Raw genomic sequence first — 25,924 nt, 5'->3', positions numbered from 1 at the left:
AGTAAAAAAATATAACTATCTAAAAAGGATAATTAATTCCAAAGTTATAAACAGCGTTGCCAAAGTTGTATTTTCTAAACCATTTCTGGCCATCGCTTCCTGGATTATAGGTTTTAAAACCTAAATCGATACGAATTACAAAGAACTCAAGATCGTAACGTAAACCAAATCCTGAAGAGACAGATAAATCTTGTAAGTCTTTAAGGCCATCAAATCTTGCCTCTGAGTTACTGACATTGTCTAAAACATTCCAGATGTTACCAACATCAACAAATAAAGCACTGTTTAATCCTCCAAAAAGATTAAAACGGTATTCTGCGTTGAAAGATAACTTGAAGTTTGCGTCATTAAATTCATTAATTCCGTTTGTCTTTCCGGGGCCTAAATCATAAGGTCGCCAACCTCTGTTATCATTAGGTCCGCCGCCAAAAAAACTTTTTGAAAAAGGGATAGATTCACTATTTCCTAAAGGGATTGCAATTCCTGTATAAGCTCTTGTCGCAATAATATTTTTGTTGCCTAAATCCCAATGCTTGATAAAAGTTAATTCTGGCTTGATATATTGTGAAAACTGAACGTCAAAAACATTATAGTTTCCTCGTTTATTTCTTTTAAAACTTAAAGGCTTAGCGAGTAAAGAAAGTAAATTTCCAGACAACTCAATTCTTGCTCTAAATTGAGAAAACTCATTATCATAAATATTTTTTCGTGTACTGAAGTTGTAAGTATAATTAGAAGCAACAATCAAGTTGTTTTCAGTCAATCTTTCTTTACGCTCGATAATTGCTCGTGTTTCCGTGAGTTCCTGAGAGTCAAGATTGATTTGGTTATTATTAACCTGACTGATAAATCCATCTGTACCATTAGGGATTGTGAGTTGTGGTGAATCGGTATCGAGATTTGTGAAAAATGAATTATCTAATTGATTGATATTTTCAACAGCTATATTATTAAGTTGATCAAATGAATTTGAAAAGACATTAAAGTAGTTTTGAACATTAAGATTGTTTACCAACTGAATGCTAGCAACATCTACATTGTGAGTAATTGTTCTTATTGGCTTCCAATTGATATTATAAGTTAAGTTAAAATTTGTTCTATCTAGGCCAATATTTTTCTGAGAACTATAACCAATACTAAAACTAGTAAAAGGAGATATTGAATTTGTAATAATGCGTTCCAGCTTAATTGGAAAAATAACTTTAGGAAAGCTCAATCTTAAATCTGTACCAAATTCAAAAATGTCGAAAAATTGATCACTTGATGAGGCATCTTTAGATGAACCAAAGTTCCCACGTCCAGATAATTCAAGCGTTTCAGCATTTCTAAAAAGATTTCTGGCTAATACTGAAGAATTAAATCCTATCCCAAATTCCTGAATGTTACTTTGTGTCACATCAGCCTGAAGGTTTAACGAATAACGTTCTTTAGGAGTTAGAAAAACATTGGCGATTAGACCAGTTGAGTCTTCGGGATCATCAATATATTGAATGCTAGGATATTTAAAAATACGCGTATTACTAATCCGGTTATAAGTTTGCTTATTGTCATTATCTTTATAAAGGCTATCTTTTTTTATGAAAATAAGATCGGCGATAACGCTTGGTTTAAACTTCATTTTGCCGAAGCTATAAATATTATAATTCTCAAATTGAATGCTGTCACTTGCATAATTTACGTTAACATCTGAATCAATATCTGTAAAAACATTAACTTCAGTAATTCTATGAGGCTTAAAATCGATGATGATTGTACTGTCTCTTTTTCTTTCTTCAGGATTTGAAATAATCATCTCTGAATTTACTTTATGATCTGTATTGATTGTATCCGCATAAAATGAAATATAGCTTTCTTCAAAATGATAAAAACCTCTATTTCTTAAATAGTCTGTAATTCGGTTACGTTCTTTTTCAAAGTTTTCAGTTTTAAAAGCATCTCCTTTCTTTAGGTAAGAATTCTTTTTTAGAATTTTGATATAAACGGAATCAACACTTTTGGAGGATATTCGATTATAAATAGAATCGAGCTTATAAACCTCTTTTGTTTTGACATGATATGTGATTTTCGCTTTCTGCTTAGCGGTATCTCTTTTAACATCATAGGCTGCTTCAGCGTTAAAGTAACCTTGATTCCAATACCAATTTTCAAGTCTTGTTGTTGATTCTTCAATCAAGTCTTTTTGAAGAATTTTCGGTGCCTCTCCAGATTTTTTAATGCCTTCATTGATTGCGATATAAGAGCTTTTGAGCTTTTTAACTTGTTTTAATGAAAGCCATTTTTGAAGCTTTTTTTCACGATTTTTTTTTTGATATCTCCATTGATCAAAACTATTTTCAGGATTTTGTTTGGCCAAATTGTAGATATGTAACTTTAGTGGAATTCCAAAAATTTTAGAGTTTGGGGCTGTTGATGTATATTTTTGTAATTTACTGTTTGGTTTGTCCGTTGAATCAACTTTAATTTTTGATTCTGTAATTAGAAATTCATCATTTTCTAAGTGTTTAATAGAATTACAACCTGAAAAAAGAATCAGTATGAATAGAAATGATATTTTTGTGATAGTTTTCAATTAAATTCTTCAATTTTATGCTCAGTAAAAATCAAATCAAGCTGATTAATAATCTCAAAACTAAAAGATACAGATCAAAACACAAGCTTTTTATTGCTGAGGGCGTAAAAGTAATCAAAGAATTTTTAAAAAGTGATTACGAGTTGGAAGCTTTATATACAACTGTGGATATTTTTTCAGTAGACGCCAAAAAATATTTTCTGATTGATGAAAGTGAACTTAAAAAGGTGAGTTGTCTGACAACACCACAAATTGCTTTAGCGCTTTTTGAAATTCCAACAGATGAGTTTGAGAATGAAGAGAATGAGGGAAATAATAGCGGTTTAAAACTTGTTCTTGACGGTGTCCGTGACCCAGGTAATTTAGGAACAATCATTCGTTTATGTGATTGGTTTGATGTCAATGAGCTCGTTTGCTCTTCTGACACAGTTGATTGCTACAACCCTAAAGTTGTGCAGGCAACAATGGGTTCATTAGCGAGAGTTTCAATCAGGTATCAAGATCTAGAAACTTTCTTTAAGAAAAACACATTGCCTGTTTATGGTGCTTTTATGGACGGCAAACCAATTTATACAACTGAGGTCTCTCAAGATGCTGTGATTGTGATGGGGAATGAAGCACAAGGAATTTCAAAAGAAACCTCATTTTACGTTCAAGAGCGAATAAGTATCCCGCAATTTGGCGATCCTGCCGTCGAAAGCCTCAACGTTGCAACGGCTTCTTCTATTTTATTAAATGAGTTTAAACGCTTGTCGTTTATTGAAAAGTAAAGTTGATAAATAGTCCGCGAGATTTCATGCTATCAATCTCTGATGTCCAAGGACTGTTAGGGTCATTATCTTGAACAAGTTCATCGGTGATGGCAAAAATACCACGAATTGAAGGTGTAAATTTGAAGTATTCAAAATAAAAATCAATTCCGAAACCAACTTCTAGATTTGCAACATTTGTTTTCATTCTAAACTCACCAGCGCTATTATCATTTGGGTTATTTTCATTGCTCGATAAGTTATGAGAAACCGATGCTCCGCCAACTAAAAAAGGCTTGAAGTTGTTGATTCTTTTGGATGAAAATTTAATAAGTAGCGGAATGTGAACATAAGATGATTTGACTTCGCGTTCCCTCTCAAAAGTTTCAGTTAAATTAGGAAATTCAAGATTTCTATTGGCAAACACAACACCAGGTTCTAGCCTTATATCGATATAATCATTAACGCGTAGGTTTCCGACTAAACCCACATTAAAACCAATATTACGCGTGACATCAATTTCATTTTGATCGATGTAATCAATCTTGAATCCGTAATTGTTAAAGCCGAGATAATAGCCCCAAGACCAACGTTTTTTATCAACATTTTCTCTATTGCGTATTTTCTCTTTCGTGAAAAGCTGTGCATTGGCTTGCATAGAGGCACATATCAGAATGAGAACCACTGCTATTTTTTTCATAAAAATTTATTTAGTCGCTGTATAAATCGTTGCTATGCCAAATGATTGTGGCATAAATTCTACTTCTTTAAACCCATTTTTCTTCAAAATATTGCAAAGTTTTTGACCAAAAGGAAATTTACTTGCGCTTTCACTTAAATATTGGTAAGCATCTTTATCCTTAGAAAAAAGCTTTCCGATAGCTGGCATCATGTGTTTTGTGTAGATATTGTAACCCTGTTTAAAAGGAAATTTAGTTGGTACAGAAGTTTCCAAAATAACAAACTTTCCTTTAGGAGATAAAACGCGTTGAATTTCTGATAAACCTTTATCTAAATTTTCAAAGTTTCGCACGCCAAAGGCAACAGTAATGGCATCAAAAGAATTATCAGGATAAGGTAAGTTTTCAGAGTCACCTTGAACCATTTCAATACGATCTGTCAGTTCTCTTTTTTTGATTTTTTCTTTCCCAATTGCTAACATGCCAGCTGAAAGGTCTAGGCCAACAATTTTAGAAGCTTCAGAATCAGCGAGTGATAAAACCAAATCACCTGTTCCGGTTGCAATGTCTAAAATGCTATCAGGTTTTGAATCTTTAACAATTTGAATCACTTTTTTTCGCCAAGAAAGATCAGTTCCAAAAGAAATAACTCGGTTGAGATTATCATATCCACCAGAAATATTGTCAAACATTTGTTCAACTTGTTTCTTCTTATCAATCTCGGAGTCTTTATAGGGTTTGATTTCTTTTGCCATACTTTTTTTTACAAAGATAATTTTTAAATACAATCCGAAAATTTATGTTCATATTTTTATTTGAATATCATAATCATTTACCTTTGTGTTATGAAAATAATTATTGCTGGAGCAGGTGAAGTGGGTTATCACTTAGCGAAACTCTTTTCTTACGAGGCTCATGACATTATGTTAATCGATGTTGATGAGGAACGTTTAGCATACGCCGATAAAAATTTAGATATCCAAACGATAGAAGGAGACGCAACATCTCCGCAGCTTTTGATGCAGGCAAACGCGCCTTATGTAGATTTGGTTATTGCTGTCACATCTAATCAATCTATCAACATCAATGTCTGTATTTTTGCTAAACAACTTGGCGCTAAACGAACTATTGCGCGAGTTAGAAGTCAGGAATTAATTTCTAAAAAACTCAAAATCAATTTAAAAGAAATCGGTATTGATGAAGTTATTTCTCCTGAATATTTAGCAGCCGATGAAATTAAACTTCTTTTAAATCAATCTGGTTTCACAGATACTTTTGAATTTGATGAAGGTGCGCTTAAAATGATAGGTGTAACTTTAAGATCAAAGGCTTCTTTTATCGGAAAAACTGTTCAGGAAGCTGCTGAGGTTTATCCTGGATTGCACTTTATACCGATTGCTATTCAGCGACACGGAACACAATACACGATTATTCCGAGAGGCGATACTGCTTTTAAACGAGGAGATCTTGTTTATTTTGTGACTGATGATGAAGGTGTTGAAGAGCTATATAATTTAACAGGAGCTGAAAAAAGAATTATAAAGAACGTGATGATTTTGGGAGGAAGTAACATTGGTAAAATGCTTGCTAAAGAACTTTCAGAATGTAAGTATAATGTGAAGCTTATTGAGAAAAATGAAAGAAAAGCTTTCGAAATCGCAGATGATATTCCAGATGTTTTAGTGATTAATGAAGATGGTAGAAATGTAAGTTTACTTGAAGATGAAAATATTTCTAAAATGGATGCTTTTATTTCTGTCACAGGAAATTCAGAAACCAATATCATGTCAAGCTTAGTTGCGAAAACCAAAAAAGTCAAAAAGACAATTGCTTTAGTTGAAAATATGGATTACTTTCAATTAAGTCATAATATGGGGATCAACACATTTGTAAATAAAAAGCTGATTGCTGCTAATGATATTTTTAGATTTATCCGAAAAGGGAATTTAATGGCAATGACGAAGTTAAATAACATGAATGCTGAATTGCTAGAATTTCAAGTGAAGAAGAATTCAAAAATTTGTAATCGTAAAATTGTAGATATAGATTTTCCTAGAACCTCAGTTGTAGGCGGAGTGATCAGGGATGGAAAAGGAGAAATAGCCTTGGGTGATTTTGTTATCAAAGAAGATGATCGTTTGGTTATTTGTTGTCTGCCAAAATCTATTAAACGCGTTGAAAAGCTTTTTAGTTAATGTCGTCAATCAATCATAAAATCGTTTTACACACATTAGGATTACTGTTGATCTTTAATGGAATTTTTATGTTGTTCGCTGTTCTGACAAGCGTTTACTATAACGAGGGAGATGAAGCTTATCAAATTGCTTCTGCAGCAGTTGCGTCAAGCTTTTCTGGTTTCTTGATGATGTTTACAACACGAGACCATGACAAAAATCTCAAACAAAAAGAAGGCTATTTAATCGTGACATTAGGTTGGGTTTTCATGGTAATCAGCGGAATGTTGCCTTATCTTTTTACTAATTCAATCTCATCCATAACCGATGCTTTTTTCGAAACCATGTCTGGCTATACAACCACAGGTGCGACAATATTAACAGATATTGAAGTGCTTCCTAAAGGTGTTTTGCTTTGGCGATCGATGACACACTGGATAGGAGGAATGGGAATTATCGTGTTGGCTGTCGCTATTTTTCCTTTATTTGGAATTGGTGGAATGCAGCTTTTCTCTGCAGAATCTCCTGGACCAAGTGCTGATAAGCTCAAGCCTAAAATTACAGATACAGCAAAACGTTTATGGTTGATTTATTTAGGCTATACAATTGTTGAAGCAGTGTTGCTTTATTTTGCAGGGATGGGTGTTTTTGATGCGATTAATCATGCGATGAGCACATTGTCAACTGGAGGTTTTTCGACCAAAAATGCAAGTATTGCTTACTGGAATGATCAACCTTTGATACAATACATCATTATATTATTTATGTTCTTGGCAGGAACAAATTTCGTTGTGAGTTATTACGGCTTTAAATTGAATTTCAAGAAGATATATGAAAATGAAGAATTTAAACTTTACGCAGCATTTGTGTTAGGTTTTACCGTTATATCAGGCGTTTTAATTTATTTTAATGCTGATTTGGGCTTGTCTAGCATTCAACATCCTCAGGTTTTCGGAGAGTTAGAATCTGCATTTAGGCATGCTTCATTTCAGGTGTTAGCTGTGATGACAACCACAGGTTTTATAACGGCAGATTACACTTTATGGACACCCTTTCTGACAGTATTGTTTTTTGGACTTTTCTTTTTGGGAGGGTCAGCAGGGTCAACATCAGGAGGTGTAAAAGTTGTCAGGCATTTAATTATGATCAAAAATGCAATTCTTGAATTTAAAAGAATTCTTCATCCAAATGCAGTTTTACCTGTACGTTACGCTAAAAGAGCTGTTAATTCTGATATTGTTTATAACATACTTGGTTTTTTCATTTTATACATGTTGTCATTTATCATAGGTGCAGTTGTATTAGGTGCAACAGGTTTAGATTTGAAAACATCAATTGGAGCTGCAGCTTCTTCTTTAGGGAATGTTGGTCCAGCTTTTGGCGACTTAGGTCCTGTTGATAATTATGCTGGGTTGAGCGATTTTGCAAAATCTTGGTGTAGTTTCTTGATGTTGATTGGGCGATTAGAGTTGTTCACTGTTCTGATCATCTTAACTCCGTTTTTCTGGAGAAATCGATAAGTCAAAAGCAAATTATTAGTTATTGCTGAGGTGTTGTTCTTTTTTAATATCTGATATTCTGCGGTATGCAAGAGCGAGATAATTTTCAGCTTTGGGATGAGATTTAAATTTTTTGATAAATAAATTATAATAAGATAATCGGGTTTCCAAATCAGCATAATAATTGTCAATCGCCACTGCTAGTTCAAATTGACTGCGGATTTTATTTGGATTTTCTTTTAAAGCAAGTCTAAAATATTCAATCGCGTTTTTAAAATTATCTTGAGCTTTGTAAGTTAAACCTAAATTTTGATACAGATTATCTAATTGAGGTTTGGCTAATTGTAAAGCAATCAATAAGTGCTTTTCAGCATCATGCGGTTTCTCATTGATGAGTAATAATTGACCTATAGTCTGTTGAGCTGATATTTTGCGTATATCGAGTTCAACTGCTTTTTTGTAATATGTAATCGCTTTTTCAATATCAGATTCTTGATAATAAGCCATTCCTAATCGTTCATAAACATTTGATGATTCGTAACCTAAATCAATGACTTTCAGATAACGCTCAATAGCTATATGGTAACTTTTTAAAGCATAAGCTGTTTGTGCATATATCAGACTCATTTGCACGTCTTGATTGTTTATTTGTAATCCTTTTTTAGCAAAAGCATCAGCTTTATGATAGTCTTTCTTTTTAAAGTAGTGTTTTGCTAAACGAGACATTACTTTTAAGTGCAGAGAATCTTTTTCTAATGTTTTATGAAAATATGAAACAGCTGTGCTGTCTTTTAGTTGTTGCTTAACTAAGCCCATTTGATAGTGGAAATTCGGGTTTTCAGGAAACTCATTAATTAAGTTTTTGTAAAGACTATCGGCTTTGTTGAATTGTTTTGTTTGTCGTAATAATTTTGCATAACGACTTTTAACAATTGTTAAATTATTATCTTTTTCAATCGCTTTTTGATAAGCTTTCAAGGCTTCTGAAGTAAGACCTCTTGCTTGTTGCGCAGCGGCTATTTTTTGATAAGTTTTAGCTTTTATTGGTGATTGAGATTCGTAAATTTTAATTGCTTTTTCATAATTTCCAATAGCAAATAAACTATCTGCAACAACTAAGGTCGAAGTTTGTGCTTCGACCTGTTGACTAATAAAAATAAATAAAATTAAAACTGAAATTCTCAAAATTATTTGATTTCAAAACTGATAGGAAGTGAATATAAAACACCTACTTTTTGTCCATCGTTTTCTCCTGGCTTCATTTGTGGTAAATTCTTTATCACGCGTTCGGCTTCTTCTCCTAAAAATGTGTGTTTTGAACGTGATTTAACATCAGTAATTTGACCTTCTTTTGAAATTTTGAATTGAACATAAATACGATGCACACCAGTTAATCCATTTTCTTTTGCTAAGTCTATATTGAAATTTGAGCCCACAAATTCACTGATTTTTTGACTAAAACACTTTTTCGCTTCTTCTTTACTTAAATTAGGATCGCAACCTATGTATAAAGGTGGCGTATCAATAACATTAAAAGACAATTCGTCAGAAGAAACACTTTCTGTTTCGGGGTTTAATTGTGACTTTTTAGAAGACAAGTTAGCGCGAGCCTCTTCATTTATAGTAATAGATTTTTCTTCGTAATCATCAAATAATACAAATTGAGTTGGTGTATTATTGCTTAATATTTTTGAAAGTTGAGAAGCAAAAACTTTCTGCTCATCTTCACTTAAGTTATGGACATCTTCAACTTCTAATTTTATGATGTTTTCCACCTCTGAAGTTTCCTGCTTATTATTTTCAGGTTGAGTTATTGCTTCATCTTGAGAGCATGAAACATAAGTTAACATGGCCAGAGATAAAGGAATGACCATGAGATATTTCAATAATGCTGTTTTGTTCGATTTTGATTTTTGTAACATGATAATTCTTTTTTTGATTAATGAATGATTGAAAAATTGACTTGTAAATGAAATTTGTTTGACGCCGAAAAATCCATTTAACAAGTTTTCGTAATATTTCTTTTTAGAAATTCGACTTGATACTTTCGCATCAGCGATATATTCATGAATGAGTTTAATTTGATTTTGCAGACTGTAAATTGAAGGATGAAACCAAAAAATAATTTTCAAGATTTCATAGTAAACTAAATCAAAACTGTGTTTTTGTTTTTTGTGCACAACTTCATGCTGCAAAATTTCTTTTTGAGCTTCATTTTCTAATAGATCTCCAATAAATATTTTATTTAAGAATGTAAAGGCAGCCTTGCTGTTTTGAATTACATAAACTTCACCAAATGCTGTTTGCATTGATTTAGCTTTATTCTTTAAAACATGATACAGTTTCAGTTTTCTAAAAAAATTGAAAAGCATAAACGCAACACCAAGAAAGTAAACAATGATCAATACATTTTTAAAACTCAAATCAACAATATTTGAATTTGTATTTGCTGCATTAATATTGACTTCTTCGATATTCTCTGTAAATAAAAGAGGTGTTATTTCTTGCCAATTGAATGTATTTCCTTGATTAATGTTGAGCTGATTAATCAAAATAAAAGGTAAAACAGTCGCTAGAATAGGCGTTAATATCAGATAAACTCTGTTATGATGAAAGAAGGTTTCTTTCTTAAAAAACAAGATATATAAACCCCAAAACAGAAATAAAAATAAGCTGAAATTGATGACGAAAGTTTCCATTAGTCCTCTTTTTTATTGATTTCTGAAAGAATTTCTTCCAGTTCCTGAACGCTCATATCATTTTTATTGACAAAAAACGACAACATAGATTTGACAGATCCATCAAAATAATTGTTCATTATTTTTGATAATGAAAATTTTGTGTACTTATCTTTTTTAATGAGTGGATAATATTCATGTCCACGACCAACTTTTTTATAAGTGACAAATCCTTTGTTTTCTAAAATCCGAACAATTGTAGAAACAGTATTATATGCTGGTTTTGGCGATTTCATTTTCTCTAATAATCCAGCAACTGTTGATTGTTCTAGCTTCCATAAAAGCTGCATAATCTCTTCTTCTGCTTTGGTTAATTCTTTCATTTTATCACATATTTTAAATGAATACAATTCAAATATAACTAAATATTTAGTTTAAACTAATTTCTTAGGTGTTAAAATTATTTGACTTAGATGTTGTTAGGCTTATTATAAGAAAAAACCGTTTCATTTTGATGAATGAAACGGTTTGATAGTGATTAAAAACTCTTTTTAATTAAGAATAAATCATTCTTTGACGATTTTGAAATTGTGTTGCGTTTCATTTAATGATAGTTTTACAAAATATATACCTGATTTTAAATTTGATAAATTCAGTTGTAATTCAGAAGCATTTGAATCTTGATTAAGCACTTCTTGACCTATTTGATTATAAATCTTAACATTTTCAATTTCACTTTTATATTTCACATTCAATAAATCTCTTGTAGGAATAGGGTAAACTGTCAACGCATTTTTATCAAATTGACTTGTTGATAAAGTCTGAATATCTAGTGTAAAATCAATCGCTTGACCAAAACCAGCGAAAATGCCGTAACCAGCGATATCCATCTCAATTGCGCAAGGATTTATGACAGCAACAGACTGTGGATCTCCATATGTTTTGGTGACCCTAATGCGTGTTTCACCTGAGAGTGCATCAGCAGGAACGGTGATGTCAAATGATACAGAGGTTCCATCAGCTCCATCAGAATTTGTAAGCGTACCAACTTCGTAAATTTCGTTGGCATCATCAAGTGTTCCGTTTTGATTCCAGTCAATAAAAGCAACAATGTCGTTATCAAAGTTTCCGTAGGTATTTCCCTCTACGGTAATTGTGTAAGTTTCACCAATTTGAAGATTTCCTATATCAGAAGTTTTATCAACCAATATAGAAGTCACATCTGTATTAGTAATATCAGCATCTGCAAAAACAATTGAAGTAATTTCTTCAGTAGTTGTTTCTGAGCCATCAATGTCGCAGTAAGGTTCAGGGAAGTTTTGCGCCTGAAGACTAATTGTCATTAAAATAAAAAGTAAAGTAATTTTTTTCATCATAAAATTTTTAAAAGTTAATAAAGCAAGATAGTTAATAATAAATAACTATTTGACATAAAGAATGTAAATCTATTCTAAATGTTTTACCATTTTGATAACAATTATTATGATACTAAATTTTAACTTATAACAAAAAGAAAACTTATGGAGATCAAAGAATTTGATGTATTTGTTATCGGAACGGGTTCGGCTGGTAAAACTGTTGCGGAGGCATGTGTTGAAGCTGGAAAGAAAGTGGCTATTGCTGATCATCGTGAATTTGGAGGAACTTGTGCAAATAGAGGTTGTGATCCCAAAAAAGTGTTGGTCGGTTTGTCTGAAATAATGGACAGAACAGAAAAAATGAAAGGTAAAGGCATCACTCAAATGCCTGAGTTCAGTTGGCAGGATATTCAAAATTTTAAAAAGAAATTTGTTGATGCTGTACCTGCCGCAACTGAAAAAGATCTCAAATCTTTAGGAATTGAGATGTATCATCAGTCTCCACAATTTTTAGATGAAAACACACTTTCTGTTGAAGGTAAAACAATTAAAGCTCAAAAAATAGTTATTGCAACAGGTCAGAAGCCTATGGAATTGAAAATCCCAGGTCGAGATTTTGCTTTGGTAAGTGATGATTTTTTAGAATTAGCAGAGCTTCCTGAAAGTATGATTTTTATCGGTGCAGGTTACATCGGAATGGAGCTTGCGCACATCGCAGCTAGGTTAGGTGTAAAAGTTACAATATTAGATATGGCTGATAGACCATTATCTAACTTCAATGAAAAAATAGTCAACCCATTGACGAAAATTTCAGAAGATATCGGAATTGATTTTATTTTCAACGCAGGTGTTTCGGAGATAGAAAAATTGCAAAAGAACTTCCGTGTTAACTATCAAAAAGATGATATAGAAGAGTCAATAAAAGCTGAAATGGTTTTTAATACTGCTGGACGTGTTCCATCAATTAATCATTTAAACTTGGAAAAAGGAAATGTTAGTTTTACGAGAAAAGGAGTGACTGTTAATAAATATTTGCAAAATCCTGGTAACAAAAATGTGTACGCCTGTGGTGATGTTTCTGCAAGTGAAGGCTTGCCATTGACACCTTTGTCAAGTATTGAAGCTAAGATTGTGATCACACATATTTTAGATAAAAATATCAAAGAAAAAGCTAAATATCCAGCTCAACCTTCTGTTGTTTTTACAACACCACAACTGGCTTCCATAGGCCTTTCTGTAGAAGAGGCTGAGCGTCGAAATTTTGATATTAATGTCAAAGAAAATTTTGGTTTAAATTGGTTTAATGCAAAACGCATTAATGAACGTACTTATGGATTTCAAACAATTATTGATAAAAAGTCTGGTCAAATTTTAGGCGCTCACATCATCGCTTCAGAAGCAGCAGAAATGATTAATTTATTTGCAATGGCAATGCAGACTCAATTAACTTATAAAGAAGTAAAAGCCTTAATATTTTCTTATCCAACTTGGGGGAATGACATAAAGCAAATGATTTAATAGTCATTCAATTAGAAAACTCTTTCTGATATTCGAAGGAGTTTTCTAAAATATTTTAATTAAGATTTTTTTAAAAGCCGACGTTTTCTAATTCTTGATATTCTCTATGAAAAAGATTCTGGTCTTTAATCATATTTGCAGTTTCTTCTAATAAAGCATCTTCCCATCCTTCTTCATTGTTAGAAATCATTTGAAGAATTTTATTAGAAAAAATACCTAAAATATCTTTATTATAATTTTCGATGTCAATGACACGACCATTATATTTGAAAAACTTGTAGAGTTCTTTCATTCTTGGATGAACTTTTAGATTTTCACTTGTCGTGATTTCTCCAGTTTTTTCATCTTTGAAAGGGTAGAGGTAAACACGTAAATCTTTGAAAAACAGTTTTCCAAAAGCTTCTAAAATTCCACCACTCAAATCTCTATAATAGCGTTCGTCAAAAATATCGACTAAATTATTGACACCCATTCCAAGGGCCATTCTCTCTTTGGTGTATTCAGATAAGTATTCAACAAGTTTATAATATTCCTGAAAATTTGAAATTAAAACAGTATGTCCAAGCGAACATAAAAGTTTAGCTCTATCAAGAAAATCTTCTTCATCGATTTCACCTTTTGATCTTAAATTTGATAAAGTAATCTCAAAGATAACCTGAACATTTTTTTCTTTAACTTTCCGTTCTTTTTTAAAAAGTTCAAGTGACTTTTCATAAATATCAAGATTCACTTTTGTCACAGGTCTGAAGCTTCCTCTGAGTGCTAAAACATTCTTTTTATATAAAACTTTAGCCGGAAGAACATTATTCCCATCTGGAGAAAACATAACGGCTTCTGTCATTTTATTTCTCAGAAGATGTAAACTCATCAGTCGGTTATCAACATCTTTAAACTGAGGTCCAGAAAAGTTAATTGTATCAACTTCAACTTGGTCAACATCAATATGATCAAAAAGATCTTTCAGTATTTGCTTTGGGTTATTGTAAGCGTAATAAGCAGCGTATATTAAATTTGTTCCTAATATACCAAGCGTGTTTTGCTGTAATCGCGCATCGTTTTCTTTAAAGCGTAGGTGTAAAACAATTTTATTAAAACCACCTCCTGGTTCAACTTGATATTTCAGTCCAACCCAACCGTGACCTTTATAACGTTTGGCAAAATCAATGGTAGCAACTGTATTTGCATAAGTAAAGAATAATTTATTCGGATGTTTTTCACGAGAAATACGTCTTTCGATAAGTTCCATTTCATGGTCAATCATCTTATGTAATCGACTTTCAGTGACATACCTTTTATCTGGCTCTTCGCCATAAATTGCGTCGCTAAAGTCTTTGTCATAGGCACTCATCGTTTTGGCAATCGTCCCAGATGAGCCACCAGCTCTAAAAAAATTACGAACTGTTTCTTGACCAGCACCAATTTCTGCAAATGTGCCGTAGATATTTTTATTAAGGTTTATCTTAAGTGCTTTATTTTGGATGGACGGTTTGCTTTCAAAATCTCTATCTCCAAGAATCTTTATCGCCATAGGTCATTATTTAGAATAGCTGGTTGTGTGCATATAAATACAAAGACAAAAATAGCCAATTAGCGACTCAAACAAAAAATATTAGCTAGTTTTGTGAGAAAGATATTTTTTATGAAAATAACCTTTTTGGGAACAGGAACATCTCAAGGTATTCCTATTATTGGCAGTAAACATCCCGTGTGTTTAAGTCAAAACTCAAAAGATAAACGCCTGCGTGTTTCTGTCATGATTGAGTGGGATGATTACCGATATATTGTGGATTGTGGCCCTGATTTTAGACAACAAATGTTGCGTCATGATGTTGATCGAATTGATGGTATTCTTTTTACACACGAGCATAATGACCATGTGATAGGTCTCGATGATATTCGCCCTTTTTATTTTAGACAAAGTGATATTTCTGTTTATGCTGAAGATCGTGTGATTGGTGAACTCAAAAAACGCTTTGAATACGTTTTTCAAGAAGAAAATAAATACCCTGGTGCTCCAACACTTGATGTTAATCTCGTAGATATTGAAAGTTTTAAACTGAAAAATATGCAGGTTCAGCCAATTCGTGTATATCACAATAAACTCCCTGTTTTTGGTTACCGTATGAATGATTTTGCATACGTAACAGACGCTAAAACAATTCCAGATTCTGAAATGGAAAAACTAAAAGGCTTAAAAGTTTTAGTGCTAAATGCTTTACGTCTCAAACCACATCATTCTCATTTCAATTTAGAGGAAGCTTTAGAAATAATTTCTATTCTAAAACCAGAAAAAGCTTACCTCACGCATATTTCACATCTTTTAGGTTTTCATGATGATGTTGAGGCTGAACTACCTGATAACGTCCATTTGGCTTATGATAATTTACAAATTCAGATTTAATGAAAAAAAACATATACCTATATCTTTTCGTCTTTACATTTATAATAGCTCTTTTTATGTATTTCAATTATCAAAATCTTGTCGAAAAACAAGCTTCAGAAATTGATTCACTACAGAATAAAATTGAAAAATTAGAAACAAAAGTCAATAAGAACTAATGTTTCTAAGCGTTTTTTAAAAGCCAATTTTTTAAACTTTGAAAATTCTGAGGATTCACACCGTGACCGACAGGGTATTCTTCGTAAGTGTAATCGAGTTCGTATTTCTCAAAGAAATCTTTGTTTTTTCTAGCCCATTCAACAGGGATCACTTGGTCTTGTGTGCCATGTGAATTGTAAATTGATAAATGCTTTAAATCATCTTTTTTTAAATTTGATATGTCAAACATATTTTGATCAATATAACCGCTCAAACCAATCACATTTTTAATTAATTCAGGTTTTGAGAAAGCAGTTGCAAAACTCAAAATTGTTCCTTGGCTAAACCCAAGTAACGTGATTTGGTTACCATCAATCGGATAGTTTTCTTTGAGTTCTTCTATAAACTTTATGATCATTTCTCTTGACCCAACCGCTTGTTCGATGTCACTAAATTTTCCTTGTTGCGCATCAAAATTGATAGCATACCAAGCGTTACCATATGGTTGAAGTTGATGTGGTGCTTTAGCAGAAACAACAATATATTCATCAGGAAGCTCAGAAGCAAAGCTGAATAAATCATGCTGATCACTGCCATATCCATGCAATAATAAAATTAGCGGCGCTTTACCTTCTTTATTAGAAGGTTTGATTAAATGTTCTAAAGAAAGTTGCTTTGTTGTCATAAAAATTTATGCTAGTTGTTTAAACCATTTTTGAAAATAAGGACCAATAACTGGAATTTCTTGTTTTTTGTATTGTATAGCATTTATAAAACTATAAAACCACAGAATAACATAGGACAAATAAAAGCCCATAGAGGCCAACCAAGAATCAAAGCCTGTGACCAAAACTGTGAAAATTAACCAATATAAATGAATACCCAAAGTTTGTCTGATGTAAAAAGAAGCAAATTCATTTTGTTTTTCTTTATTCATAAATAAAGCAATCAAACATCCAATAATTGTAAGATGTGCAATCAAAGCTTTGCCTTTGCCTTCACCTTCTTTTTTAATTTCCATAATGTGTATTTTTTATCTGCAAGCCGTAAACTTTACCTTTTAAATTTTCATTTAAGAAGATTGAGTTTTTGCTTTTAGAGTAAATATTTTCTTTTGTAAATTTTTGTTTATGCTCAGGATTAAAAAGACTGAATTCAGCTTTTTTTCCAGGCTTAATTTCTGAAATCGATTTCCCAAAAATTTGCCAGTTTTTGATTAAAATATCAACGGCTTTTTCTTTTCCAAACAAAGTGTTTAGAGCTGGATAAAAACTTTCTAAACCGATTGAACCATAGGCTGCATTTTCAAACTCAAGATCTTTGAGTTCAATGTTGATGGGGTGATGATCTGAAGTTACATAATCGATAACACCTTCTTTGACTGCTTGTACTAAAACTTCACGATCTTTTGCGTTTCTTAAAGGTGGTTTGACTTTATATTTTTGATCAAAATCTTTTAAGTTTTTTGTGTCAAAAAACAAATTATTAATACTTGTGCTACACGATAGATTTGGATTTTTTTCTTTTGCTTTTTTGATAATCTCAACAGAATCAGCAGTTGAAATATAAGGAATATGAAGCTTTGAATTTGTATATTCTAAAAGCCTTAAATCTCTTTCAATTTGAATTGTTTCACTAATGGAACTTGTACTTTTCATCCCTAAATGAATGGTCACTTCATCTTCATGCACTTGCGCTTTTCCAGTTAAGCTTATATCCTCAGGAAAGTTAATGATTAAACCTTCAAAAGCTTTGACATATTGTAATGCGACTTTTAAAACATTGGCATTAGGAATAGATTTTTTAAAATCATAAAAAGCAACAGCGCCAGCTCGAGACATATCAAAAAGATCTGTCAATTCATTTCCTTCAAAATTTTTGGTCAACGCGCCAATTGGCGAAATCTCGAGATCAGTTTCAAAACGTTTAATAAAATCAATATCAGATTTATGACTTAAAATGGGATTTGTATTTGGACATAAACCTATGCCGGAAAACCCATTTTTAAGAGCAGTTAAGCTTCCGTTTGAAAGTGTTTCCCTTTCTTCAAAACCTGGTTCTCCAAAACTGACAAATGGATCAAACCAAGCAGGAGAGACGTGTAGATTTGGATAGTTGATTTCTTTAGCTTCAACATCAGAAATTTCTTTTTTGATGGCTTTTATAAAACCATTTTCAATTAAAATATCTTGTGGTTCTTTTGAAAATTCTTTCGAAGTCTGATTCCAAATATAAGCTGATTTTAAAAGCTGCTTCATGTGATTTTATTTTAAAAACCGAATTAAAAGTATTTCTGCTAAGAAACAGATAATTGCAAAAATAAGCATCCATTTCCAAAGAGCGATAGCATTATACTCCGCATTGTAATTTGTGAAAATTTCTTGTAAAGAGTTTTGCGTTAAATTTTTTGAAATGATTTCATGGTTATCTTTTTCAAAATGACTTTCCTCTCGGGTGGTATTAAAACTCATTTGAGCAACAGTATCTTTATCATTCATTAAAGCATAATGACCAGCTTCAAGCTTTAAACTCGCTAAGTTTAATGTGATATTTTGTCCAAAATTTCTTTGTTCAGGGATAAATTCTTGATCTTCTTTTACGAGTTTTAGAATTTGATCTTTAGGAATTTGAACGTCAAATTTAACTTCATTTTTATCACCACTGATGTAAAATAAATCTTGCGTTTTATTTTTATATTCACTGATTTTTATGAAGCTTAGGATAATTAAGGGTGATTGTTTAAAGTTGCTGTTTTCCTTACTAAAATCAGCAGCAAAAACAAATAAATGATCTCGATGTGATAGAAATGCACTTCGGTTAGCGTAACTCAAAATCGGTTGAAAGTTCGAAGTAATCTTATAAGATTGCTTGGTATTTGGATAATCGAAATTTTGAATTTGATCTGTGAAAACATCTTTATAAAGTGGATGTTTAAAATTAATTTTAGTTATTTTTTGTTCTTGATTTAGATGAGTTTTAAAAATTTGAGTTCCACCAAAATTCAGTCTCAGATATTCTTGCTGTGCACCTTCAGAATGACTTGGAATGATAATAACATTCTGCTGATTTTTCAAGGCTTGCTCTAGACTCGCTTTCAAGCTAGTTGAAATCTCAGGTAAAGCATTTAGAATAATCAAATCAGCGCTTTGTATATCAATGAGTTCAACTTTTGTTTGGTCTTTTATGTTGAGTTCATATTTAGATTGATCATTAAAAATTCTTTTAATAAACTCAGATTTCTGTTCTCCTATAGATAAAATTCTTTTTAGAGCTTTCTGACTTTGATGCAAGTAAAAAGTGTTATCATAAGCTAATTGGTCTTGATTTAAGTGAAGTTCAGCATTTTTTAAATCATTAGGATTAACTTTAAAAATTAACTCTTTCTCACTTTCATTTTTAAACTGTACATCTAATTTGCCAATAAGTTGTTCTTTATTTAGAAGAGATAAACTTCCTTGAGAGTTGTTAAGATTTGAATGTAACGCTACCTCAAGTTCTCTATCAGATTTGAGTTGTGCATTTTCTATACTGATATTTTGAATATCACTAAATTCTGGTTGATAATAATTAGTTGATATAGTCTCGGTTGGTGATTTTAAATCTTCAGTATTCTCAATATTCAAAAAGTCCGAAATATAAATAAAACTTATCCTCTGATTGCTTTTATCGGCTTCAGTCTTAAGCTTTAAATATAAGTTTTTAGGCGAAAGATTTATCTCAGTTGGCCTGATTTTGAGTAAAATATCTTCTAATTCATCAGCTTTTAAGTCTCTAAAAATTTCATCATTTGAGTATAGGGTAAATACTTTGTCAACTGGTAAATTAGCTAGTAAATCTTGTTTAGCTCTGGATAATAAAGTCAAGTTTTGATGCTCAACAAGCATGCTGAGTGAATTGTCTAAATAAATAGCTAATTGATTTTCTTCTTCTTCTTTTTGAGCAGGAATTTCAGGCTCTGCAAAAGCTAAAATTAAAGCAGTTAAAGCTAAAAGACGTGTTAAGAGTATTAATAGCTTTTTGAGTTCTCTACTTTTTCTTGATTGTTTTTTTAAATCTTTTAGGGCGTGAACATTTGAAAACCAAACTGTTTTGTAGCGTCTGAATTGAAATAAATGTATGAGTATTGGGATCAGAAGTGCAAATAATGCATAAAGAATATCAGGATTTTTAAAAACCATGAGTCAATACTTTTTTATAACGCAAACTAATGATTATTTCTTTTCAATTGAAAATTTGATTGTCGTTCCTATTCCTACTTTGGATTTTATATCTATTTTTCCTCCAAGATTAAAGATGAGTTTTCTAACTGTTGATAAACCAATACCATTTCCGATATTCCCATTTCGATCTTCAGAGGCAACCGTTGAAAACAACTCAAAAACACGTTTTTTTTCTTCTTCAGGAATACCAATTCCATTATCTTGAATACTGAAATAATAATTATAATTATCTTCTTCAAAAGCAACTTTAATCTTGATGACGTCTTTATCGTTATACTTGATACTATTCCCGATTAAGTTTAGAAAAATTTGTTCTAAAGCTATTTTATTGGCTTTGATTTCTCTATTATGCTCAGGGAATTCGATTTCACAGTTATCATTAATATCGAGCATTTCCTCAATATTTTCTAGCAATTCATGGATGTCAAAAACCTGATGCAATCCAGCTTCATTTGTGATATAGTCACTTTCATAGTGAGCGAGAATATTTGTGATATAGTCACTCATTTTAAAAGCAGATTGCTTTAAGTTTGATAAATATTCTAGCCCACCTTCATCTAAATTTTTAGCATATTTAGCTTTTAAAATATCAAAAGTCACAATCATATTAGCTAAAGGCATTTTCATATCATGAGAAACGACACCAGCAAAATTTTTGAGTTTTGTATTGGTTTCCTTAAGTTCAGTTTCTTTATCCTTAAGATGAGAGTTGTATGCATGAAGCTTAAATAGTTTAACAACTTGTTTCGCAAGTTTATCTAGACTAGAAAGCTGGATGTCAGTCAGTTTGCGAGGTTTGTGATCGATAACACAAAGTGTACCTAGGGCATTACCATCGGAATCAATGAGCGGAGCGCCAGCATAAAAGATAATTGCATCGTCACCAAAAGTGTATGGATTATCTTTAAAACGAGGATCTAATCTTGCATCATTAACTTCCATAATTTCGTATGGATTCTCAATAGCATGTGTACAGAAGGAATGCTCACGGTCTACTTCACAAATGTCAATACCTATTTTAGCTTTAAACCATTGCCTATGTCTGTCAACTAAAGACACAATTGCAATTGGTGTGTCACAAATTGCAGCAGCTAAATCTGTAATATCATCATACTCTCGCTCGTTTTCTGAATCAAGTATATTCAATGATTTGAGAGCTTCTATTCGCTTTTGCTCTTTTAAGGTTAGGGGAGATGACTGCATAGTTTAAAAATATATGCGCAATTTACGAAAAATTCTCATCATTGATTCAACTTCATATTGCTTTAAAATAAAGCTGAAAATTAAGATGTTTACAGAATTTTAAAAGGTGCTATAAAGCCTATTCTGGCTTCATTTTTATTGTAATTTGACACATTAAAAGTTTCTTTTGCATAGTCAGTGTAATCATAATAACGACCGATATAAGCGATGTAAAACCTAATATCAATGTCTTTAAATGGACTGAAATACAGCGTTGGGATAACACCATAACTTGTTCTTGTATGATCTTTCTCATTTTCAAAATTTCCGTATGCACTACTTGTCATTAAGGTCAACAAGCCTTTAAATTTATCATTAAATTGATATTCTGCTCGCATCCAGTTTTCAATATATCTGACGTCTTCAGCAACATTATCGTTTTGAATAATATCTGTCATGATTCCTTTTGTATCGATTTGTTCATAGCTGTACTCAAAATCATACATGATTGAGAATTTTTTGCTTTGGTATTTGTGGCCAACTGTAAAGAAATATGTTCCTCTGCTTTTGACTTGATTTGAATAACTGGCACTGTAGTTTGTTTGTAATTTACCATCAAAGAAACGACCATTCCAGTTCCCAACAACAGCAACAGGCCAGTCAGGCTCCTCTACATTATAAGCAGCTATATCGCCATACAAATCGTCATAATGCATTGTTCGAGAATTTAAGATTTGCAAGCCAAAATTATGATTTTCAAAAGCTTGAAATCTTATCCCAGCTCCAGTCACATAAGCCAAAGCTCTACTGTAAATATCATTATATTCCAAAATATTCATGGCGCTATATTGATACTCGTAACCACCATAAAAGGTATTCATTTTACCAAGTAAAATATTCAATTGATCGGTAGCTTTGACATTGATATAAGCCAACTCGATGTTACTGCCCAATTGATCAAGCGTTTGAACATCACTTCCTTTATTAAAACGATTTCTGAAATGTAAATCAACTTTTTCATGAACTTTTGCAGAAATACCAAGTGCGGTATGTTCATTTTTAAATTGTACTCCGTTGTAATATTTATCACCACCTCTAAAAGTATAGGCCTGCATTCCCATTCGCATATCAAAAGTCATATCGATATTTTCTAAAAATTTAATTTTATCAAATGATATCAGAGGTCTTGATGTTGAGTCTTGAGACTGAGAATATGAATTAAACGAAATTATGAATAAGGCAGCACAGAATGATAAAACTTTTAAAGTAAAATTCATGTTAGTTTGATTTGAAACTGTCATTATGTTTTTGATAATAATGAAATTTAACCATTACCGATTTTTTAAACTTAAAGAAATTCTTTGATTAAATAAGCTTAAGAGTAAATATTGTTGGTTTTTGGGTTGATTAAAATTAATCAGATAAATCAAGTTCGAAATCTTTCATAAGATCGATTAATATTTCTTCTGTATTAGATAAACTTGAGTTTTGATTTTCTTTTCGTTTATCAACTTGATCAAAATAAGTTTTAATACTCCCATCAAGATATTTCTCCGTAACCACTGGATGCACGTAATAACTTTTACAAACAGCTCTTGTATTTCCTAAAGCTTCTGCTGCTTTGTCTAAAGCTGAAATGATATTTTTTTGTTGCTTTTTTTCATCTTCAGTCATATCAAAATCCTTAAGTGTTTCAAAATAAATTTTAGTCGCTGCCCAAGTTCTAAAGTCTTTTGCTGAGAAAAATTCGCCACAACTATTCTGTATATATTTATTAACTAAACCGCTGTCAATAATTTGTTTATCACCAGTTTCATCATAATATTTGAATAATTCCCAACCTGGAATTTCTTCACAATTTTGAACCAGTTCAATCAAATTTTTATCTGTAATTTCTATATGGTGTTCTTTGCCTTTTTTACCGATGAAATCCAAAGCCAATAAATCTTTACTGATATTAACGTGTTTTGAACGCAATGTCGATAAACCGTAAGTTTTATTTTTTTGCGCATAATAATGATTCCCAATCCTGATGTGTGTTTCTTCCATTAAACGTATCACTAAAGCAATCACTTTTTGCTTTGGCATACCTTTTAAACTCAAATCTTTCTCTACTTGTTTTCTTATTTTCGTCAATTGATTTCCGAAAGCAAGCATTTTATAAAACTTGGTTTGATTTTTAAACTCTGTCCAAGATTGATGATAGAGATAAACCTTTCTTTTTTTATCATCTCTACCAACAGCTTGTAAGTGACCATTTATGATACTTGTGATTCTAACATCTTTCCAATTGGGAGGAATGACTAAAGCTTTAATGCGTTTTTTCTCATCAGCTTGAGTTATTTTTTGTCCAGATTTGTCTTTGTAATAAAAACCACGCCCGTGTTTATGTCTTGTGATGCATAAATCTTCATCGTTGATATAAACAAGGTTTGCCATATCGATAAACTCTTCTGGCTTCTGTAAGATTTCCTTTAGTTCTTGGTTAGATAATCTCAATTTATTTAAATAATTGATGAATCTATAAAGTAAAACGAAATTTACGATACGATAAACTTATTTTTCGAACTTTAAGAATTGTTCAACTCTATATATTGAGAATTATCAATTTTAAAAAGCTTCGAAAACACCTAGACCAAAAAGAGCAAAATCATACTTAACAGGATCTTTAGGGTCTAATTTTTTTAAATTGTTGTCGAGTTCCAAAACTGCTTTCGCATCGTTTTGTTTACGATTTAATAAGCCCAGTTTTCTGGCAACGCGACCTGAATGAACATCCAAAGGGCAGGAGAGTTGACTCGGACTTATCTTTGTCCATAAACCAAAATCAACACCTTTTGAATCTTGCCTTACCATCCACCTTAAATACATATTAATGCGTTTTGCTGCCGATTTTTTTAAAGGATCGCTCACATGCTTTTCAGTTCTTTTTTGATGTGGTAAACTGAAAAATTCTTGTTTAAAATGATGAACGCTTTCTTGTAAATTTTTCTCTGGAAGATGTTGTGCAAAAATATTCTCAAGTGACTCATATTTTTGATAGAGTGATTTTAATGCTGTTAAAAAATATTTTAAATCTTCGGCATTAAATGTTCTATGGACGAATCCATCACAAGCTTTGAAATCATTTTTTGTGTGATTTAAAATAAAATCATGTGGCTCATAATCCAGAATTTGAAGCAGTTTTTGCCCATTTTTTAAGATAGATTTTCTGTTGCCCCAAGCAATAGTTGCAATCAGAAAACCTGCAATTTCAATATCTTCTTTTTTCTGAAATTGATGCGGAATATAAATAGGATCAGTGGTGATAAACTTCGGTCTATTATAAAGCTCAACTTTTTCGTCAAGGAAAGATTGAAGTTCTTTTGAAGTCATACTTAATCTTCTACAATTTGTCCATCCTGCATCGTCAATTTTCTATCGGCTAAATCTGCTAACTCTTCATTGTGCGTGACAATTACAAAAGTTTGCCCAAATTGATCTCTTAAATCGAAGAAAAGTTGATGCAAATTTTCAGCAGATTTTGAGTCTAAATTTCCTGAAGGTTCATCAGCAAAAATCACAGCAGGTTCATTAATCAAAGCTCTAGCAACAGCCACACGTTGTTGTTCACCACCGCTTAATTCATTTGGTTTATGTTGAGCGCGATCTTCAAGGCCTAAAAATTTCAAGAGCTCCAAAGCTCTTTTTTCAGCTTTAGCTGTAGGAGTTTTTTTAATAAATGCAGGAATGCAAACGTTTTCTAGCGCTGAAAATTCTGGTAAAAGCTGATGAAACTGAAAAATAAATCCGATGTTTTCATTTCTGAATTTGGCGAGTTTTTTTTCTTTAAGTTGCGTTAAATCTGTACCATTAACAATGATTGATGTTTCATCTTTTTGATCAGCTTTTTCAAGGCTTCCCAAAATTTGAAGCAGAGTCGTTTTTCCTGCACCTGAAGCACCAACAATTGATATGACTTCACTTTTCTTCACATCAATATTTACACCATTTAAAACCCTGAGATCTTTGTAATGCTTAAAGATATTTTTCGCCTTTATCATGAGATTAATTTCTTCTTCAAAATTCTTAATAATATTTTTAAAAGCCTCCTTTATCGGCTACTAATTTATCGTTAATTCCTAAAGAGCCTGGTCTTTGCTCATTAATTTTGTAAGAACTTTGAAATCTAATTTTATTATTATGAAAAAAGCAACTTTTGCTAATGGCTGTTTTTGGTGTACTGAAGCTGTTTTTCAACACCTTAAATTTGTCGAAAATATTGAATCTGGTTTTACAGGAGGTCAAATTAAAAATCCGCCTTATCGAGAAGTCGTGATGGGAAGAACTGGTCACGCTGAGGCGATTCAGCTTGATTATGATGATACAAAAATTGATTATGAAACGCTTTTGCATGTTTTTTTTACAACTCACGATCCAACAACTCTAAATCGTCAAGGTTATGATGTTGGTGAGCAATATCGCAGCGAAATATTTTACCATGATGCACAACAGAAAGAAATTGCTGAAGCTGTGATTAAAAAATTAAATGAGAATGTTTTTGATGGAAAAATAGTGACAAAACTTTCAGCTGCTAAAGAATTTTATGTTGCTGAATTTGAACACCAGAATTTTTATCAAAATAATACTGAATTTAGATATTGCCAATTAATCATTGAACCTAAATTGAAAAAACTCAGGGAAAGTTTTCAGCATTTATTATCAGAATAAAAAAGCTGCTTTAGAGTGTAAATATACTTCTAAAGCAGCTTTAATTAT

The 25,924-nt window shown here is 31.8% G+C and carries 23 protein-coding genes; 6 read left to right on the top strand and 17 right to left on the bottom strand.

Annotated features, from left to right (window positions below; all coding sequences use genetic code 11):
- Positions 1–19: 19 nt before the first annotated feature.
- Positions 20–2,569 (bottom strand): translocation and assembly module lipoprotein TamL, encoded by a 2,550-nt coding sequence (tamL, locus tag BLV84_RS03455; protein WP_093239568.1) that lies wholly within the window; start codon positions 2,567–2,569, stop codon positions 20–22.
- A 17-nt stretch (positions 2,570–2,586) separates the two neighbouring features.
- Here tamL and BLV84_RS03450 point away from each other — a divergent pair, with 17 nt between their 5' ends.
- On the top strand, positions 2,587–3,339 hold the full coding sequence (locus tag BLV84_RS03450; RefSeq protein WP_093239565.1) for a TrmH family RNA methyltransferase: 753 nt from the start codon (positions 2,587–2,589) through the stop codon (positions 3,337–3,339).
- On the opposite strand, the gene porT is transcribed toward BLV84_RS03450, so the two are convergent.
- Positions 3,326–4,018 carry a type IX secretion/gliding motility protein PorT/SprT gene (gene porT, locus BLV84_RS03445; RefSeq protein ID WP_093239563.1) on the bottom strand — a complete coding sequence of 231 codons (693 nt, stop codon included), beginning with the start codon at positions 4,016–4,018 and terminating at the stop codon, positions 3,326–3,328. The two genes, BLV84_RS03450 and porT, sit on opposite strands and share 14 nt — an antisense overlap.
- A 6-nt stretch (positions 4,019–4,024) precedes the next feature.
- Positions 4,025–4,753 carry a bifunctional demethylmenaquinone methyltransferase/2-methoxy-6-polyprenyl-1,4-benzoquinol methylase UbiE gene (gene ubiE / locus BLV84_RS03440; protein WP_093239561.1) on the bottom strand — a complete coding sequence of 243 codons (729 nt, stop codon included), beginning with the start codon at positions 4,751–4,753 and terminating at the stop codon, positions 4,025–4,027.
- Between the two features lie 90 nt (positions 4,754–4,843).
- On the opposite strand from ubiE, the gene trkA reads away from it, so the two are divergent.
- Positions 4,844–6,193 (top strand): Trk system potassium transporter TrkA, encoded by a 1,350-nt coding sequence (trkA, locus tag BLV84_RS03435; protein ID WP_093239558.1) that lies wholly within the window; start codon positions 4,844–4,846, stop codon positions 6,191–6,193.
- Positions 6,193–7,692 carry a TrkH family potassium uptake protein gene (locus BLV84_RS03430; RefSeq protein ID WP_093239556.1) on the top strand — a complete coding sequence of 500 codons (1,500 nt, stop codon included), beginning with the start codon at positions 6,193–6,195 and terminating at the stop codon, positions 7,690–7,692. The genes trkA and BLV84_RS03430 overlap by 1 nt, the downstream gene beginning before the upstream one ends.
- Before the next feature lie 15 nt (positions 7,693–7,707).
- Here BLV84_RS03430 and BLV84_RS03425 read toward each other — a convergent pair whose 3' ends face one another.
- The 4 genes from BLV84_RS03425 to BLV84_RS03410 all read right to left on the bottom strand — a co-directional run bounded on the left by BLV84_RS03425 (position 7,708) and on the right by BLV84_RS03410 (position 11,722).
- On the bottom strand, positions 7,708–8,856 hold the full coding sequence (locus BLV84_RS03425) for a tetratricopeptide repeat protein (protein WP_093239553.1): 1,149 nt from the start codon (positions 8,854–8,856) through the stop codon (positions 7,708–7,710).
- A 2-nt stretch (positions 8,857–8,858) separates the two neighbouring features.
- Positions 8,859–10,370, bottom strand: coding sequence for a M56 family metallopeptidase (locus tag BLV84_RS03420; protein ID WP_093239551.1), 1,512 nt, complete (start codon positions 10,368–10,370; stop codon positions 8,859–8,861).
- Positions 10,370–10,732, bottom strand: coding sequence for a BlaI/MecI/CopY family transcriptional regulator (locus BLV84_RS03415; protein ID WP_093239548.1), 363 nt, complete (start codon positions 10,730–10,732; stop codon positions 10,370–10,372). Before BLV84_RS03415 ends, BLV84_RS03420 begins: the two co-directional genes overlap by 1 nt.
- Positions 10,733–10,915: 183 nt before the next feature.
- Complete coding sequence (locus tag BLV84_RS03410; protein WP_093239545.1) at positions 10,916–11,722, bottom strand: T9SS type A sorting domain-containing protein; 807 nt, start codon at positions 11,720–11,722, stop codon at positions 10,916–10,918.
- A 147-nt stretch (positions 11,723–11,869) separates the two neighbouring features.
- On the opposite strand from BLV84_RS03410, the gene BLV84_RS03405 reads away from it, so the two are divergent.
- Complete coding sequence (locus BLV84_RS03405; protein WP_093239543.1) at positions 11,870–13,225, top strand: dihydrolipoyl dehydrogenase family protein; 1,356 nt, start codon at positions 11,870–11,872, stop codon at positions 13,223–13,225.
- A 70-nt stretch (positions 13,226–13,295) separates the two neighbouring features.
- Here the strand turns inward: BLV84_RS03405 and BLV84_RS03400 are convergent, their stop codons facing one another.
- Complete coding sequence (locus BLV84_RS03400) at positions 13,296–14,753, bottom strand: nicotinate-nucleotide adenylyltransferase (RefSeq protein WP_093239540.1); 1,458 nt, start codon at positions 14,751–14,753, stop codon at positions 13,296–13,298.
- A 111-nt stretch (positions 14,754–14,864) separates the two neighbouring features.
- Here BLV84_RS03400 and BLV84_RS03395 point away from each other — a divergent pair, with 111 nt between their 5' ends.
- Positions 14,865–15,626 (top strand): MBL fold metallo-hydrolase, encoded by a 762-nt coding sequence (locus tag BLV84_RS03395; RefSeq protein WP_093239537.1) that lies wholly within the window; start codon positions 14,865–14,867, stop codon positions 15,624–15,626.
- 163 nt (positions 15,627–15,789) lie between these two features.
- Here BLV84_RS03395 and BLV84_RS03390 read toward each other — a convergent pair whose 3' ends face one another.
- From BLV84_RS03390 to BLV84_RS03350, 9 genes are all read right to left on the bottom strand, one after another.
- Complete coding sequence (locus BLV84_RS03390; protein WP_093239534.1) at positions 15,790–16,449, bottom strand: alpha/beta hydrolase; 660 nt, start codon at positions 16,447–16,449, stop codon at positions 15,790–15,792.
- A gap of 6 nt (positions 16,450–16,455) precedes the next feature.
- Positions 16,456–16,785, bottom strand: a complete 330-nt coding sequence (locus tag BLV84_RS03385; protein ID WP_093239531.1) for a hypothetical protein — start codon at positions 16,783–16,785, stop codon at positions 16,456–16,458.
- Positions 16,775–18,022 carry a dihydroorotase gene (locus BLV84_RS03380; RefSeq protein WP_093239529.1) on the bottom strand — a complete coding sequence of 416 codons (1,248 nt, stop codon included), beginning with the start codon at positions 18,020–18,022 and terminating at the stop codon, positions 16,775–16,777. Before BLV84_RS03380 ends, BLV84_RS03385 begins: the two co-directional genes overlap by 11 nt.
- Positions 18,023–18,028: 6 nt before the next feature.
- Positions 18,029–19,942, bottom strand: coding sequence for a BatA domain-containing protein (locus tag BLV84_RS03375; RefSeq protein ID WP_093239526.1), 1,914 nt, complete (start codon positions 19,940–19,942; stop codon positions 18,029–18,031).
- Positions 19,943–19,975: 33 nt separating this feature from the next.
- Positions 19,976–21,187 (bottom strand): sensor histidine kinase, encoded by a 1,212-nt coding sequence (locus BLV84_RS03370; protein ID WP_093239524.1) that lies wholly within the window; start codon positions 21,185–21,187, stop codon positions 19,976–19,978.
- Between the two features lie 89 nt (positions 21,188–21,276).
- Positions 21,277–22,443 (bottom strand): porin, encoded by a 1,167-nt coding sequence (locus BLV84_RS03365; RefSeq protein WP_093239996.1) that lies wholly within the window; start codon positions 22,441–22,443, stop codon positions 21,277–21,279.
- Between the two features lie 136 nt (positions 22,444–22,579).
- Positions 22,580–23,665 carry a DNA topoisomerase IB gene (locus BLV84_RS03360; protein WP_093239521.1) on the bottom strand — a complete coding sequence of 362 codons (1,086 nt, stop codon included), beginning with the start codon at positions 23,663–23,665 and terminating at the stop codon, positions 22,580–22,582.
- 111 nt (positions 23,666–23,776) lie between these two features.
- Complete coding sequence (locus BLV84_RS03355; protein ID WP_093239518.1) at positions 23,777–24,541, bottom strand: TIGR02757 family protein; 765 nt, start codon at positions 24,539–24,541, stop codon at positions 23,777–23,779.
- 2 nt (positions 24,542–24,543) lie between these two features.
- Positions 24,544–25,209, bottom strand: coding sequence for an ABC transporter ATP-binding protein (locus tag BLV84_RS03350; protein WP_093239515.1), 666 nt, complete (start codon positions 25,207–25,209; stop codon positions 24,544–24,546).
- Positions 25,210–25,348: 139 nt separating this feature from the next.
- Here BLV84_RS03350 and msrA point away from each other — a divergent pair, with 139 nt between their 5' ends.
- Positions 25,349–25,876, top strand: coding sequence for a peptide-methionine (S)-S-oxide reductase MsrA (gene msrA, locus BLV84_RS03345; protein WP_093239512.1), 528 nt, complete (start codon positions 25,349–25,351; stop codon positions 25,874–25,876).
- Positions 25,877–25,924: the final 48 nt, after the last annotated feature.

The sequence above is a fragment of the Psychroflexus halocasei genome, from assembly GCF_900107595.1.
GTDB lineage: Bacteria > Bacteroidota > Bacteroidia > Flavobacteriales > Flavobacteriaceae > Psychroflexus > Psychroflexus halocasei.
Note: the sequence above shows the minus strand (reverse complement) of the source record. Positions and strands in the feature narration are given on the sequence as shown.

Excerpts from the sequence above, each read along its gene's own strand:
- BLV84_RS03450 (WP_093239565.1), top strand. The coding sequence starts at position 2,587 with ATGCTCAGTAAAAATCAAATCAAGCTGATTAATAATCTCAAAACTAAA.
- porT (WP_093239563.1), bottom strand. The coding sequence starts at position 4,018 with ATGAAAAAAATAGCAGTGGTTCTCATTCTGATATGTGCCTCTATGCAA.
- ubiE (WP_093239561.1), bottom strand. The coding sequence starts at position 4,753 with ATGGCAAAAGAAATCAAACCCTATAAAGACTCCGAGATTGATAAGAAG.
- trkA (WP_093239558.1), top strand. The coding sequence starts at position 4,844 with ATGAAAATAATTATTGCTGGAGCAGGTGAAGTGGGTTATCACTTAGCG.
- BLV84_RS03430 (WP_093239556.1), top strand. The coding sequence starts at position 6,193 with ATGTCGTCAATCAATCATAAAATCGTTTTACACACATTAGGATTACTG.
- BLV84_RS03420 (WP_093239551.1), bottom strand. The coding sequence starts at position 10,370 with ATGGAAACTTTCGTCATCAATTTCAGCTTATTTTTATTTCTGTTTTGG.
- BLV84_RS03415 (WP_093239548.1), bottom strand. The coding sequence starts at position 10,732 with ATGAAAGAATTAACCAAAGCAGAAGAAGAGATTATGCAGCTTTTATGG.
- BLV84_RS03410 (WP_093239545.1), bottom strand. The coding sequence starts at position 11,722 with ATGAAAAAAATTACTTTACTTTTTATTTTAATGACAATTAGTCTTCAG.
- BLV84_RS03405 (WP_093239543.1), top strand. The coding sequence starts at position 11,870 with ATGGAGATCAAAGAATTTGATGTATTTGTTATCGGAACGGGTTCGGCT.
- BLV84_RS03400 (WP_093239540.1), bottom strand. The coding sequence starts at position 14,753 with ATGGCGATAAAGATTCTTGGAGATAGAGATTTTGAAAGCAAACCGTCC.
- BLV84_RS03395 (WP_093239537.1), top strand. The coding sequence starts at position 14,865 with ATGAAAATAACCTTTTTGGGAACAGGAACATCTCAAGGTATTCCTATT.
- BLV84_RS03390 (WP_093239534.1), bottom strand. The coding sequence starts at position 16,449 with ATGACAACAAAGCAACTTTCTTTAGAACATTTAATCAAACCTTCTAAT.
- BLV84_RS03385 (WP_093239531.1), bottom strand. The coding sequence starts at position 16,785 with ATGGAAATTAAAAAAGAAGGTGAAGGCAAAGGCAAAGCTTTGATTGCA.
- BLV84_RS03380 (WP_093239529.1), bottom strand. The coding sequence starts at position 18,022 with ATGAAGCAGCTTTTAAAATCAGCTTATATTTGGAATCAGACTTCGAAA.
- BLV84_RS03375 (WP_093239526.1), bottom strand. The coding sequence starts at position 19,942 with ATGGTTTTTAAAAATCCTGATATTCTTTATGCATTATTTGCACTTCTG.
- BLV84_RS03370 (WP_093239524.1), bottom strand. The coding sequence starts at position 21,187 with ATGCAGTCATCTCCCCTAACCTTAAAAGAGCAAAAGCGAATAGAAGCT.
- BLV84_RS03365 (WP_093239996.1), bottom strand. The coding sequence starts at position 22,443 with ATGAATTTTACTTTAAAAGTTTTATCATTCTGTGCTGCCTTATTCATA.
- BLV84_RS03355 (WP_093239518.1), bottom strand. The coding sequence starts at position 24,541 with ATGACTTCAAAAGAACTTCAATCTTTCCTTGACGAAAAAGTTGAGCTT.
- BLV84_RS03350 (WP_093239515.1), bottom strand. The coding sequence starts at position 25,209 with ATGATAAAGGCGAAAAATATCTTTAAGCATTACAAAGATCTCAGGGTT.
- msrA (WP_093239512.1), top strand. The coding sequence starts at position 25,349 with ATGAAAAAAGCAACTTTTGCTAATGGCTGTTTTTGGTGTACTGAAGCT.